9 protein-coding genes are annotated in these 14743 nt (G+C 69.9%); 5 read left to right on the top strand and 4 right to left on the bottom strand.

The window, feature by feature from the left end; all coding sequences use genetic code 11:
• The first annotated feature begins 19 nt into the window (after positions 1-19).
• From LO55_RS18895 to LO55_RS18875, 5 genes are all read left to right on the top strand, one after another.
• A complete protein-coding gene (locus LO55_RS18895) occupies positions 20-757 on the top strand; it encodes a rhamnogalacturonan acetylesterase (protein ID WP_071362666.1) in 738 nt (245 codons plus the stop codon).
• A complete protein-coding gene (locus LO55_RS18890) occupies positions 754-3921 on the top strand; it encodes a pectinesterase family protein (protein WP_071362665.1) in 3168 nt (1055 codons plus the stop codon). The genes LO55_RS18895 and LO55_RS18890 overlap by 4 nt, the downstream gene beginning before the upstream one ends.
• 111 nt (positions 3922-4032) lie before the next feature.
• Positions 4033-4731, top strand: a complete 699-nt coding sequence (locus tag LO55_RS18885; protein WP_005670584.1) for a FadR/GntR family transcriptional regulator — start codon at positions 4033-4035, stop codon at positions 4729-4731.
• 252 nt (positions 4732-4983) lie between these two features.
• Positions 4984-7794, top strand: coding sequence for a TonB-dependent receptor plug domain-containing protein (locus LO55_RS18880; RefSeq protein ID WP_177185549.1), 2811 nt, complete (start codon positions 4984-4986; stop codon positions 7792-7794).
• 68 nt (positions 7795-7862) lie between these two features.
• The gene (locus tag LO55_RS18875) at positions 7863-9017 is read left to right on the top strand and encodes a pectate lyase family protein (RefSeq protein ID WP_071362663.1); all 1155 of its coding nucleotides are present in this window, start codon (positions 7863-7865) and stop codon (positions 9015-9017) included.
• On the opposite strand, the gene LO55_RS27070 is transcribed toward LO55_RS18875, so the two are convergent.
• The 4 genes from LO55_RS27070 to garD are packed head-to-tail and all read right to left on the bottom strand — an operon-like array spanning position 9018 to position 14723.
• A complete protein-coding gene (locus tag LO55_RS27070; RefSeq protein WP_083415429.1) occupies positions 9018-11459 on the bottom strand; it encodes an alpha/beta fold hydrolase in 2442 nt (813 codons plus the stop codon).
• Positions 11456-12331, bottom strand: a complete 876-nt coding sequence (locus LO55_RS18865) for an aldose 1-epimerase (RefSeq protein WP_071362662.1) — start codon at positions 12329-12331, stop codon at positions 11456-11458. Before LO55_RS18865 ends, LO55_RS27070 begins: the two co-directional genes overlap by 4 nt.
• Positions 12332-13159, bottom strand: coding sequence for an NAD-dependent epimerase/dehydratase family protein (locus LO55_RS18860; protein WP_005670577.1), 828 nt, complete (start codon positions 13157-13159; stop codon positions 12332-12334). It lies immediately after the preceding gene.
• Between the two features lie 22 nt (positions 13160-13181).
• On the bottom strand, positions 13182-14723 hold the full coding sequence (gene garD / locus LO55_RS18855) for a galactarate dehydratase (protein WP_071362661.1): 1542 nt from the start codon (positions 14721-14723) through the stop codon (positions 13182-13184).
• Positions 14724-14743: the final 20 nt, after the last annotated feature.

Raw genomic sequence — 14743 nt, 5'->3', positions numbered from 1 at the left:
AAGAAATACTGGAGACTCCATGCCGTCGGTCCGCCTGTTCCCCCTGCTTACCCTCTTGCTGGCCGGCGCCGCCTGGTCGGCGCCGCCGGCGCACGACCGCGTGATCCTGGTCGGCGACTCGACCATGGCCAGCAGCACCGGCTATGGCGACGCGCTGTGCGCCCGCCTCACCCCCGAGACGGCCTGCCTGAACCTGGCGCGCGGCGGGCGCAGCTCGGGCAGCTTCAGGGCCGAAGGCCGCTGGGATGAGGTGACCGGCCTGCTGCGCCAGGGAGCCGGCTACCGCCGCACCTATGTGCTGATCCAGTTCGGCCATAACGACCAGCCGGGCAAACCCGGACGCTCCACCGACTATGCGACCGAGTTTCCCGCGAATATGACCCGCTACGTCGAGGAAGCGCGCGCACTGGGCGCGCTGCCGGTGCTGGTGACCCCGCTCACGCGCCGCAGCTTCAGGCAGGGCTATGTACAGAACGACCTGGCGCCATGGGCCGGCACGGTGCGCAGGATCGCTGCCGCGACCGGCACGCCGCTGGTCGACCTGAATGCGCTGTCGCTGGCTGCGGTGCAGGCCATGGGACCGCGGGAAGCGGACAAGCTGGCGCGCGCCGGCGCCAATTTCGACCATACCCACGTCGGCCCGCTGGGCGCGCAGCGCTTTTCGGAGATCGTCGCACGCGAACTGCTGCGCAAGGTCCCGGCCCTCGCCCCGGCGTTCGCGCCCGAGGCCCGCACTGCCGCGTGGAGCGCGCAATGAGCGGCGCGCGCGCGGTCGTCGCCACCCTCCTCCCGGCCTTCGCCCTGGCTTCGCTGGTCCCGGCCATCGTCTTCGCAGCCGCCCCCATCCCGGGCCCGATCGCCGAGCGCCAGCATGCTCCGGCGGACGGCTGGGCCGCCCAACAAGGCGGCACCCGCGGCGGCGCCCTCGCCAGCCCGGCCCACGTCTACACGGTGGCCGACCGCGCCCAGCTGGTGGCCGCGCTGGAGGCATCGGCGCCGGCGCGCATCGTGCGCGTGGCGGCCACCATCGACATGAGCGAAGGCCGGCCTTTCCGCGACCACGACGACCAGGCCCGGCGCGGCGCCGTGCGCCTTCCATCGAACACCACCCTGATTGGCGTGGCGCCGGGCGCCGGCTTCGTCAACGCCAGCCTGCTGGTCGCCGGCGTCGAACAGGTGATCGTGCGCCACCTGGCGATCCGCAATCCCTGCGACGTGGCGCCGCAGTGGGATCCGCGAGACGGCGCCAAGGGCAACTGGAACTCGGAATTCGACGGCATCACGGTGCGCGACGCGCGCCATGTCTGGATCGACCATAACAGCTTCACCGATTCGCCCGACACCGACGACCGCGCCCCGGTCGAGAACGGCAAGCGCAAGCAATGCCACGATGGCGCGCTCGACATCACCCAGGGATCCGACCTGGTCAGCGTCACCTACAACCATTTCGCCCAGCACGAGAAGAACATGCTGATCGGCGCCGGCGACCGCTTCACCGGCGACCGCGGGCGGCTGCGCATCACGCTCAAGGGCAATCTGTTCGAGCACGTCGCCGAACGCGCCCCGCGGGTGCGCTATGGCCAGGTCCACCTGCTGAACAATTACTATGTGGGCGAGCGCGGACGCGCGGTCTATGGCCACGGCTACAGCATCGGCGTGGCGCATGCCTCGCGCCTGATTTCCGACGCCAATGCCTTCGACGTGGCCGGCGCGAGCGCCTGCAGCCAGCTGGTGCGCGACCCGGCGCACAGTCCCGGCGTCTTCGTCGACACCGGCTCCCTGCTCAATGGCCAGCCGCTGGATGACTGCCCTCATGGCGGCGACGCCGGTTGGCGCGTCCCGTATTCGTACACGGCGCTGCCGGCGTCGCAGGTGCCGGCCCACGTGCGCGCCAATGCGGGGCCGCGGCCAGGCGCCGGCGACGCCGCCGGCGCCCTCGTGGAGGCGCGCATCGCGCCGTCGACCGGCGCGCCATTCGTGCTGCGCGCCCGACGCGCCGCCAACGGCGACTGGCAAGGCGCCAGCCTGCAACTGGTCGACGGCGGCAAGACGCTGCAGGTCGAGCTGCTCGCCGCACGCGGCGGCCAGGTGCAGCGCCTGAAGCAGATACGGCGCCGCACCGTGCCGAGCGGCATGCCGCTGGTGCTGGGCTTTGCCGCCGACGCCGACCAACTGGCGGCGCTGATCGATGGCGAGCGCGTGACCACCGCGCTGGCCGAACCGTTGGCGGCCACCCGGCCGCTCGACTGGGAGGCGGGCGCGCACCGCTTGCTCGACCTGCGCGGCGGCCCCTTTGACGCGGCGCCGGCGCGCCTCTACGCCCAGGTCGCCGTGGGGCGCATCCTGCTGCAGGCCGGCGACCCGGCCGCCGACGTCCCCATTGGCGGGGCCGCCCGCTTCGCGGCGGTCAGCGCCGATCCGCGCATCGCCAGCGTCGCCATCGCGCACGGCGCCGTGCGCGTGACCCCGCTGACGGCCGGCCGCACCGCGGTCACCATGCGCAGCGCCGGCGATCCGTGGGCCCAGGCCAGTTTCGACGTCGTGGTCGGCGAACGCTTCATCGCGCCGCGCGGCGCCACGAGCGTCGCTACCCATCCGAGGACCGGCGAGCGTGGCGTGCCGCCCGACACGCCGCTGCGCCTGGCCCTGACGCCTGGCGCCGAACTGACCGGGGAAGGCAGCATCCGGGTACTGCGCAAGCGCGACGGCCTGCTGGTCGCCGTGGTGCGCCCGGGCGAGACGGTGGCCGCCATCGGCCCCGCGCCGCGCCGGCGCCTGGTGCGCCAGCACGATCTGCGGATCGTCGACGGTGAACTGCGCGCCCGCCTGCCGCAGGCGCTCGAGTACGACACCGAGTACGAGGCGCTGGCCGAGGCGCGCCTGGTGCGCGGCGCGGCGTTCCACGGCGCGCGCTGGCGCTTTCGCACCACGCCGCACCGCCCGGTCGGCGACAGCGTGACGGTGGCCGCCGAGGGACGGTCGCATTTCCGCACCGTGCAGGGCGCGCTCGACTACGCGATGTCGCTGCCGCGCGCGCAAGCGCTCACGGTCAATGTGGCCGACGGCGTCTATCCCGAATTGCTGTACCTGCGCGACAAGGACAACCTCACCCTGCGCGGCGCCAGCCGCGAATCGACCGTCATCCGCGCCGCCAACAGCGACACCCTCAACCCCGGCTCCGGCGCCGGACAGGAAGCCGGCGCGCCCGGGCTGCTGGGAGGGCGCGCGCTGTTCCTGGTCCAGGACAGCGACCTGCTCGACCTGCGCGACATCGCCCTGCACAACAGCACCCTGCGCACCGACGGCCACTCGCCGCAGGCCGAGACGCTGTTCTTCAGCAGCCGCGACGGCCGCCTGATGGCGCGCAACGCCCACTTCCTGAGCGAGCAGGATACGCTGCAGCTGACCGGTTATGCCTGGTTCCACAAGTCGCTGGTGGAAGGCAACGTCGACTTCATCTGGGGGAACAACCGCGCCGCGCTGTTCGAGGACAGCGAAATCCGCAGCATCGGCGACAGCGCCCGCCCGGACAGCGGCGGCTACATCGTGCAGGCGCGCACGATCGGCGCCGCCGAACCGGGCTTCGTCTTCCTGCGCTCGCGCCTGACCCGCGGCCCCGGGCCAGCCGGCAACCTGCCGGCGGACGGCAGCGCCTACCTGGCGCGCTCGCCCGGCACCGCCAACACCTGGGACAACGTCGCCTTCATCGATTGCAGCGTCGGCCCGCACATCGCCGCCGACGGCTGGCTGCGGCGGCCGGCGCCGAATCCGGCCGCAGGCGGATGGCGCGAATACGGCAACCGGGGGCCGGACGGTCGGGCGCGCAGCTATGGCGGCATCATGCTCGACGGCGAACAGGCCGCCCGCCTGTCGACCCGGGCCGCCGTGTTCGCGGGGCGCGGCTGGAACCCGCAGCCCTAGGCGGCCGGCGCGCGCCACAATATCTACCCGTCCACTTGCAACATTAACCATACCAAACTAAGATTCGCTAGTTTTGGCGCCCGCTGCCAATAATCCAGGACGAACCGATCGATGAAGAAGACCCCAGCGCTGAATGAACCTAGCACCACCGAGCCGCGGCTGTATCGGGTCGTCTCGGCCAGGATCGAGGAGCTGATCCGCGCCGAGAACATCCGCGCCGGCGAGCGCCTGCCGGCCGAGCGCGAGCTGGCGGCCAAGCTCGGGGTCAGCCGCACCTCGCTGCGCGAGGCCCTGATCGCGCTCGAATTGAGCGGCAAGGTCGAAGTGCGCGGCGGCTCGGGAGTGTACGTCAGCGAAGACGTCGCGCCGAAGGCCGACGTGCCCACCGCCGGCCCCGGCCCGTTCGAGGTGCTGGCCGCGCGTCGCCTGATCGAGGTCGAGGTCGCGGCGCTGGCCGCGAAGCACGCCAGCGATTCGGCGATCGACGCCATCCTGGTGGCGGTCGAAGAGATGGAGCAGCACCACGAAGACCGCAGCGGCAACGAATCGGCCGACCGCAACTTCCACCTCGCGATCGCGCGCGCCACCGGCAACAGCGCGATGGTCGGCGTGATCGAATACCTGTGGAGCCAGCGCGGCTCGCTGTGGCACAAGCTGAAGGAACACTTCCAGACCGAGGAACTGCGCCAGCAGACGCTGATCGACCACCGCAACATCTTCGCCGCGATCGCCGCCCACGACGTCGCCGGCGCGCGCCAGGCCATGCGCGCCCATCTTGACCGCGTCACCCGCACCTTCTCGCGCGGCTGACCCGCCCCTCCCGCCCTTTCCTGCGCCGCCGTTTCCTGCCCCGCGCGCTCCGCGCGGGCGGTCGCTCGCCCATCCTACCCGCAAAGGTTAGACCGGATTAAATTCCGGCACGTCCAGATTGCCAAAGTGGTCTGACCAAAGTAGAATTGTTTCCATACCAATCATCGACGACCCGGCGGAACCGGGGCACACATGCGGGCGAGCCGGGGGCACATCCGGCCGCATTCGACGACTACAGGCAGGAGACACGCAGTGAACAACCTTCGCACGACCAAGCAACCCCGCTTCATCCTTTCGGCCGTCGCATTCGCGACGATGACCCTGGCCAACCTCGCCGCGGCGCAGGAAGCGCCGATGCAGCGCATCGAGGTGACCGGCTCCTCGATCAAGCGGCTGGCGACCGAGAACGCGCTGCCGCTGACCACCTACAAGGCCGAGGAACTGGTCAACCAGGGCCTGACCACGATGTCCGAAGTCGCGGTGGCCCTGACCGTGGCCGCGACCAACGAACCGGTGGGCGGCGGTGGCGGCGGCACCATGATCAATATGCGCGGCCTGAACACCAACCGCACCCTGGTGCTGCTCAACGGCCGCCGCCTGGCCAACGAGGCGCTCGGCGCAAGCTCGGTCAATGTCGACGTGATCCCGATGGCCGCGATCGAACGGGTCGAAGTGCTGCGCGACGGCGCCTCGGCCCTGTACGGCACCGACGCGATCGCCGGCGTGGTCAACTTCATCACCAGGCGCCAGGTAACGGACGTGACCCTGCACGCCAGCACCGTGCAGCCGCAGCAGTCCGGCGGCGGCGACCAGAAGCGCGTCACCATCGTGGCCGGCAAGGGCGACATCGCCAGGGATGGCTGGAACGTCTACACCGCCTTCAGCGCCCAGCGCCGCGACTCGCTGCTGCAGCGCGACCGGCCGCAGATCTGGGATGCCGCGAAGCTCGCCTCGCTGGGCGGCACGCCGTTCAATTCGAACACCTCGGGCGGCTCCGCCTCGCCGGCCAACTTCACCATCTATCGCAATGGGCGCTCGGCCAACATCACGGGCAATCCCTATTTCGCGAACGGCTGCGTGGCGCCGGGCCTGGCCCAGACCACGGTGCCGTCGACCCGCACCAACGCCAACGGCGGCAACACCTGCATCACCGATCCGAGCATCTATCCCGAGCTGCTGCCGGAGAACCAGCAGGTCACCCTGTTCACCAAGGCCAGCCTGGCGCACGGCGAAGGCAAGATGCTCACTGTGGAGCTGAACCTGGCGCGCTCGTACATCGACGCCGTCAGCGGGCCCCAGCCCTTCGGCAACAATACCGACTATGACCGCCTGACGGCCTCGCGCCGCCCGCTGATGATGACGTCCGCCAGCAAATGGTATCCGGGCGGCAGCGGCGGCGTGCCGGCGGTGGCTGGCCTCAATGGCGAAGACCTGGCGCTGACCTGGAGCCTGGACGAACTGGGCCCGGTCAAGCTGCACGACGTGCAGACCAACCACCGCCTGGTGGTCGCCGACGAGGGCCAGGTCGCGTCCTGGGATTACCGCGTGGGCGCTTCCTACGGCTACAGCCACCGCGACAGCGGCTTCAAGGAAAACTTCGTGCGCACGCCGGCCGTGTATGCGGGCGTCGCCAACGGCATCCTGAACCCCTTCGGCGCGCAGGACGAAGCCGGCCGCGCCTACCTCGAGAGCATCTCGGCCGACGGTGAAGTCTTCCGCAAGGCCGACGTGCGCTACTACGGCGTCGATTTCAACCTGAGCCGCACCCTGATGGACCTGCCGGGCGGCGCTCTGGGACTGGCGGTCGGCGGCGACTGGCACCGCGAGACCTACGAAGAGAACGTGCCGATGATCGGCGACGAGGTGGTATGGCGCGTCAATGGCACGCCGGGCAACAACCCGAGCGGCGCGCGCCGCGTCTCGGGCCTGTACGCCGAACTTGATGCGCCGGTCACGAAAGCGCTCAACCTGAACTTCGCGGTGCGCGGCGACCATTTCAGCGACTTCGGCTCGACCTTCAATCCTAAGGCGAGTTTCCGCTACCAGCCGATGAAGGAACTGATGGTGCGCGGCACCGTCAGCACGGGCTTCCGCGCCCCGACCCTGCCCGAACTGTACGGCGTGCCGCGCAGCCTGCAGCCTTCGACCTCGAGCTGGGACGACCCGCTGCTGTGCCCCGGCCCGACCCCGAACGTGGCCGGCTCCGGCTCCCTGACCACCGATCCGCGCTTCGCCGGCCTGGGCCTGGACGCCGAACGTGTCTGCAACACGCGCCTGACGACGCTGGTCGGCGCCAATCCGGACCTGGAACCGGAGAAGTCGAAGACCTACACGGTCGGCTTCGTGATCGAACCAGTCAAGAACTTCGTGGCGACCGTCGATTTCTGGAAGATCGACATGAAGCGCACGATCGCCCAGATCAACGAGGACTCGATCTTCGACAACCTGGACCGCTACAGCGACCTGTTCGTGCGTAATCCCGACGGCACGCTGGCGTACATCACGAAGACCCGCCTGAACATGGGCGGCCTGAAGACCCAGGGCGTCGACATCGGCCTGAACTACCTGGTGCCGACCGCGCACTGGGGCCGCTTCGGCTTCTCGATGGACGGCACCTACACCGACCGCTACGAGGGCCAGAACGACGAAGGCAGCCCATGGGTCGACAGCGTCGGCCGCATCGGCGCCCTGTCCACCGGCTCGACCTCGGCCAACACGTATATCTTCAAGTGGAAGCACCAGGCGCGCGTGAACTGGAGCTACGGCCCGTTCTTCGCCCAGTTGACGCAGCAGTACACGTCGAGCTACGAAGACACCAACGCCCTGCCGACCCAGCAACCGGGCCAGCCGTTCTACAACGTGATCGAGCCCTATCGCGTGTACAACCTGTCGACCACCTACAAGGTGTCGAAGAACTTCAAGCTCGGCGCCGGCGTGAACAACCTGTTCGACACCGATCCGCCGCTGTCGAACCAGCGCCTGTCCTCGCGCGTCGTGTTCGCGCAGAACATCGCCAAGCCGATCGGCCGCGCCTTCACGCTGCGCGCCGACTACACGTTCTAAGCCCGTCGTTCTCGCCTGCGCGAAAAGTCGTTACCTCCGGTGGAGGTAACGACGTATCCTGGAGCGCCATGAAGCACCTGTCCAAGTTCCTGATCCTGTGGCTCGCCGCGAGCGGTGCCGGTTGCGCCGGCGACGCGCCGCGCGCTGCTGCTTTCGTCCCCTTGTCGCGCCAGGCGGCGCCGCCCGACGGCTGGGCGGCCCAGGCCGGCGGCACCCGCGGCGGCGCCGACGCACCGGCCGCCAACGTCTTCACCGTCACCGACGCCGCCCAGCTGCGCCGGGCGCTCGGCAAGTCGGTAGCAGGCAGCCGCATCGTACAGGTCGACGGCGTGATCGACATGAGCGAAGGCCGGCCCTTCGCCGACCATGCGGACCAGTCCAGGCGTGGGCGGGTCGCGCTGCCGGGCGACACCACCCTGGTCGGGCTCGGGCCGCGATCCGGCTTCGTCAACGCCCACCTGACGGTGACCAGGGTGTCGCAGGTCATCATCCGCAATCTGCACCTGCGCAATCCCTGCGACGTCGCGCCGCGCTGGGACCCCAAGGACGGCGACGGCAACTGGAATGCCGAGTTCGACGCCATCGCCATCGTCGCCTCCACCCACGTCTGGGTCGACCGCAACAGCTTCACCGACGCCCCGCTGACCGACGACACGCTGCCGGTCGTGGACGGCAAGACCCGGCAGTGCCACGATGGCGCGCTGGACATCCGCGACGCCAGCGACTACGTCACCGTCTCGTACAACCATTTCGCCCTGCATGCCAAGAACACGCTGATCGGCGCCAGCGACCGGGCCGAAGGCGATGCCGGCCATCTGCGCATCACCGTCAGCAACAACCTGTTCGAATTCATTGCCAGCCGCGCGCCGCGGGTGCGCTTCGGCCAGGTCCACCTGTTCAACAACTACCACGTCGGCGACCGCAAGCAACCGGCCTACCGCCACGACTACAGCGTCGGCGTGGCCAGGCATGCGCGCATCGTCTCTCAAGCCAACGTCTTCGAGGTGGCCAATGCGCGCGGCTGCACCGACGCGGTGAAGCCGTTCGCACAGGGGGCGGACGCAGGCAGCTTCAGCGACACCGGCTCGCTGCTGAACGGCGCGCCGCTGGCCGGCTGCGGCGTGGATGCCGCGCCAGCGTTCGAGGTGCCTTATGCGTTCGCGCCGCTGCCCGCGGCCGCCGTCCCGGCGCATGTGCGCGGGCACGCGGGCGCCGGCAAGTGATCAGGGATTGATGCGGACGTAATCCAGGTCCGCGTAGGCGCCCGGCGTTCCGGTCGCGAACACGCCGACCTGGGCGCCGACCCAACGGCCCATGGTGGCGTCGAAAGGTTCGCCCAGGAACATGTACTGGAGGCCGTCCGTGCTGTACGAGAACGATACCCGGGCGCCATGCGTTACGTGCATGCGCAGCGTGACCGCGTAAGCAGGCAATACGGGTCCGACCGTCTCGGCGCAGGCGCCGTCCTGGCCGCAGCGCACGCCGACCATGCGCGGCTGGCCGTCGACGCGGCGCACGCCGAACCAGTCGCTGGCCAGGCCCATCACGCCGAGCCCCACCTGGTCGCCGTCCTGCCGCGCGCGTAACTCCACCTTCGCCGTCACACCGAACGCCGGACCCGGGAATTTCTGGGTCAGCACCGACGGCAGCTGCCGTACCGGCGCCGCCACTTGCGCGAACAGGCGCAGGAAACCGGGGCGCGCGTGCAGCGCATGCCAGCCGGGCTGCGGATTGGCGGCCCATTGCCATTGCGGGCCGAGGGCCGGGCCGTCGAATTCGTCGCCGACCGCCGGCTCGCGCCGGGCGAAGTCTCCGGCCACCGGCTTGGCGTGTTCGCGCAGCGGCTGCCCCACGCCCGGCTTGGCGGATGGCTCGCCGATCAGCGGCCAGCCGTCGATCCAGCGCAGCGGCTGCAGGTGAACCACGCGGCCATAAGCGCGCCGGTCCTGGAAGTGGAAGAACCAGTCGCCGCCCTGCGGCGTCGTGACCCAGGCGCCCTGGTGCGGGCCATTGATTTCGGTGGCGCCCTGCTCCATCACGATCCGGTCTTCGTACGGGCCTTCGATGCGGCGCGCACGGAACACCGACTGCCAGCCATGCTCGACGCCGCCCGCCGGCGCGAACACGTAGTACCAGCCGTCGCGCTTGTACAGCTTGGGACCCTCGAGGGTCCGGTAGCCCGGCAGGCGGTTGCCGTCGATGATCACCCGGCCCGCGCCGTCGAGCAGGCTGCGGCCGTCCGGCGCCATGCGGCGCAGGGTCAGCACGTTGTTGAAGCCGGCCCTGCTCCTGGCCCAGGCGTGGATCAGCCATGCGCGGCCATCGTCGTCCCACAGCGGCGCCGGGTCGATGATGCCCTTGCCGGGCAATAGCAGGTGCGGCGTGCTCCAGGGTCCGGCGAAGTCGATGGCGGTGCTGACGTAGACGCCATGGTCCGGATCGGGATGGAAGATCCAGAATTTCCCGTCATGGTGGCGCAGGCTCGGCGCCCATACCCCCTTGCCGTGCTGCGGCGTCGCGAAAGTCGCCTGCGGCGTCAATTGCGGCAGCGCATGCCCGACCAGCTCCCAGTTGACCATGTCGCTGGAAGTCAGCAGCGGCAGGCCGGGGGCGTTGGCGAAGCTGGACGAGACCATGTAATAGCGTTCCCCGACCCGGATCGCGTCCGGATCGGAATAATCGGCATGCAGGATCGGGTTGCGGTAGCTGCCATCGCCCAGGTCGGCCGACCACGGCGCACGCGCCGGCATGGCGCCCAGCTGCTGACTCAGAAAGCGGTCCATGGCGTCGACCGTCGGCGCCAACCAGGGATCGAACAGCCAGAACGAATGCGGCGCGCCGGCCAGCGCCACGGTGTCGGTCGCGATGCCGTGCGCGGCCAGCCTGGCCGCCAGCGCCTCGCGCCCGCTGGAAAAGCGCGCCACGCCGCTGACGATGAACTGCACCGGCGGGCTGTCCTTGCCGGCGTGGGTCAATGGCGAGGCGTCGCGCCACAGCGCCGCCTTCTCGGCGTAACGGCCGCCGAACCAGGCGCCGGCCGCCGATGGCTTCTTGGCCGGATCGTCCTCGTGGCGCAGCGCCTCGGGCGAGGTGAAATCGGACAGGCCATCGATATTGACTACGGCGCGCACGTCATGCGGATTCGTCATGCCGACCAGGGCGGCGATCTGGCCGCCGGCTGAACCGCCCGCCAGCGCGATCCGGTCCGCGTCGACGCCGAACTCGCCCGCGCGCGTGCGCAGCCAGTCCAGCGCCGCCTTGACATCGTCGATCGCGGCCGGATAGCGGGCCTGGCCCGACAGGCGGTAGCTGACGGTGGCGGCGGCATAGCCGCGCGCCGCCAGGCGCGCCGCGAGCGGCGCCATATTCGCGCGCTCGCCGCTGCCCCAGCCGCCGCCGTGCACCAGCAGCACCAGCGGCGCGGGCTTGGCATCGGGCGCGGGCAGGTAGAGGTCGAGCGCCAGCGCCAGATCGGCGCGGCGCGCATAGACCAGGTCCTTGCGCACCCGCACCGGCGCCGGGGCCTCGGCGCTGGCGATGCGGATCTGCGGGTAGTCGCGCACCAGCTTGCGGTAGGTGGTTTCGGCGTTATAGGGAGACTGCGCGCTGGCCGGCGTCAGCACCGCGGCCAGCGCCAGTGCGGCGGCACGGGAAGTCTGTCTCATAGGGACGCGCCGCGGAAGGCGCAGCGCCGCCGCAATGTCGCACCAGGGGCGACCACGGTCAGGCCGGGTCGGCCCGGCAGATTGTGCGCATTGATCGGGTGATCCACCGGCTCGAAGCAAAAGAAATCGCGCCCCGGCGGAACATACAGGATGAAGCAGTCCATGTCGGCGTCGAGTTCGAGCGCCACGCCGCGCGCCGGCCAGGCGATGCGCGCCTGCCCCGGCCAGCCGTCGAACACGTGGTCGACCCCGTCCTGCGGCAGCGCGCCCGGCGCATCGAAGCGCCAGTGCGCCGGCGCCGCGCGGCGCTCACGCGGCAGCTTGTCCGGGCCGCTGAACCACACCCCGGCGGCGCCGGCCTGCAGCCTCGCGCCGTGCGGATCGGGCATCCATGGATGCAGCCCGATCCCGAACGGCAGCGCGGCGGCGCCCGTGTTGCGCACCTCGACCTCGACCACCAGCGCGGCGCCATCCAACGAGTACCGCAAGCCGGCATCGTAGGAGAATGGCGTTGCCCCGGGCCGCGCCAGCGTCAGCCGCACGGCCGTGTCGGAACGTTCGGTCACCTGCCACGCCTGCTGCCAGGCGTCGCCGTGGATCGGGCACGGCTCGCCGGCGCGGTTCGGCGCCGGCACGTATTGCCGGCCCTCGAACGCGAACCCCGACGGCGCCATGCGGTTGGACCAGGGCAGCAGCGGGAAGCAGGCCAGCTGCGACGGCGTCGGCACGCCGGGCGCATCGGCCGGCAAGGCGCGCAGCAAGGGGGCCGGTTCGCCAGAGCCGAGCCAGTCCAGCCGCGCCAGTCCGCCCCCGACCTGGGGGACGATCTCGGCCAGCAGGCTGGCGTTGCGCATGACGATGCGCTCGACCATTCAGTACTGCGGACCGTCGAGCAGGAACTTGCCGCCCTGGTACATCGTGGTCACGTCGTCCCTGGCCGGGAACTCGGACGAATCCGGGAACAGGTGGGCGAACTTCGCCGAGCTGTCCTTCGGCTTGTAGCCCAGGTGCGAGGCCAGGCGGTTGTCCCACCAAGTACTGTCGTTGTCGGACACGCCATACACGATGGTGTGGCCGACGCGCGGGGCGAACAGCGAGCAGCGCAGCAATTCGGTCAGGTCGTCGTACGACAGATAGGTGCTCATCATGCGCTTGTTGGCCGGCTCCGGGAAGCTCGAGCCGATGCGCACGCAGACGGTCTCGATGCCGAAGCGGTCATAGTAGTAGCGGGCGATCTGCTCGCCGAAGACCTTCGACAGGCCGTAGTAGCTGTCGGGACGGGTCGGCGAATCGGCGTCGAGCACCGTGGTCACCGGGTGGTAGCCGATCGCGTGGTTCGAGCTCGCGAACACCACGCGCCGGGTGCCGGCCTTGTGCAGCGCTTCGTACAGGTTGGCCACGCCGAGGATATTCGCCTGCATGATCGGTTCGAACGGCTTCTCGGTCGAGATGCCGCCGAAGTGCAGCACCGCATCCACGCCGTCGAGCAAGGCCAGCACGGCCTCCTTGTCCGCGAGGTCGCACTGGACCACTTCTTCGCCGGGGCCGGCCGGGGCCATCTCGGCCACGTCGGACAGGCGCACCACCTCGGCCCAGGGCTTGATGCGCTCGCGCAGCACCTTGCCCAGGCCGCCGGCGGCGCCGGTCAGCAGGATGCGTTTGAAAGGCTTGCCGGTCTTGTTTTGTACTGCAGCGGTCATTCGGGTCTCCAATAATAGGTGTTCAGGTCACGGGCGCCGGATTGAACAGCGCAAGCGCATTATGCAGCTTCCAGTGCTCGGCCCAGGTTTTACGGCCGCTGGCCACGTCCAGGATCAGGCGGAACAGCTCCCAGCCGACGTCCTCGATGGTGGCGTCGCCGCTGGCGATGCTGCCGGCGTCGAGGTCCATCAGGTCGTGCCAGCGGCGCGCCAGCTCGGTGCGGGTGGCCACCTTGATGACCGGAACCGCGGCCAGGCCGTAGGGCGTGCCGCGGCCAGTGGTGAAGATGTGGACATTCATCCCGGCGGCCATCTGCAGCGTGCCGCAAATGAAGTCGCTGGCCGGCGTCGCGGCATAGATCAGGCCCTTCTGCTGCAGCCGGTCGCCCGGCGACAGCACGCCGGTGATGGCGGTGCTGCCCGACTTGACGATCGAGCCCATGGCCTTTTCCACGATATTCGACAGGCCGCCCTTCTTGTTGCCGGGGGTGGTGTTGGCGCTGCGGTCGACGCCGCCGCGCACCAGGTAATCGTCGTACCACTGCATCTCGCGCACCATCGCCTGCGCCACCTCGGGGCTCGACGCGCGCGCCGTCAATTGGTCGATGCCGTCGCGCACCTCGGTCACTTCGGAAAACATCACGGCGCCCCCGGCGCGCACGATCAGGTCGGTGGCGAAGCCCACCGCCGGGTTGGCGGTGACGCCCGAAAAGGCGTCGCTGCCGCCGCACTGGACGCCGACCACCAGGTCGGATGCCGGGCAGGTCTCGCGGCGGCGCGCGTTGAGTTCCTGCAGGTGCTGCTCGGCGGTGCGCATGAGCGAATCGATCATCGACATGAAGCCGACGTGCTGCTGGTCCTGCAGGGTCACCACCGACGGCGCGGCGTTGCCGATTGGGATGGCGCCGGCCGGGAACAGGCGCGCCGGCGGCAGCTTCTCGCAGCCCAGGCTCACGACCATCACGCTGTCGCCGAAGTTCGGGTTCCTGGACAGGTTGCGGATGGTGCGGATCGGGATGTCGGCGCCGGGGGCGTCGATCGCCACGCCGCAGCCATACACGTGCTCGAGCGCGACCACGTCCTCGACGTTCGGGTAGCGCGGCAGCAGTTCTTCGCGGATGCGCTTGACCGCGTAGTCGATCACGCCCGACACGCACTGCACGGTGCTGGTGATCGCCATGATGTTGCGGGTACCGACCGATCCATCCTTGTTGCGGTAACCCTCGAAGGTGAAGCCTTCCAGGCGCGGCCCGGCATCGACGGCGTGGGTGCCGATCGGCAGGTCGTCGAGCGAACGCGCGGCCGGCATGCGCAGCACGCGTTCCGAGACCCAGCTGCCGCGCGCGATCGCGCCGTCGGCATAGCCGATGGTCACGCCGTAGCGGATCACGGCGTCGCCATCCTGCAAATCCGTCAGCGCCACCTTGTGGCCTTGCGGGACGCCTTCGAGCAGCACCAGGCCGTCCGGGAATGCGGTGCCGGCGGGCAGGCCGCCGTCGTTGACGACGATCGCGACGTTGTCGCTGGCCTGCATGCGGATGGTGCGCGGAACTTGGTGGTTCATGTCTCTTTGCCTGTCTCTTG

Source organism: Massilia timonae, from assembly GCF_001866515.1.
GTDB lineage: Bacteria > Pseudomonadota > Gammaproteobacteria > Burkholderiales > Burkholderiaceae_D > Telluria > Telluria timonae.
This window is presented reverse-complemented; position numbering and strand designations above follow the sequence as displayed.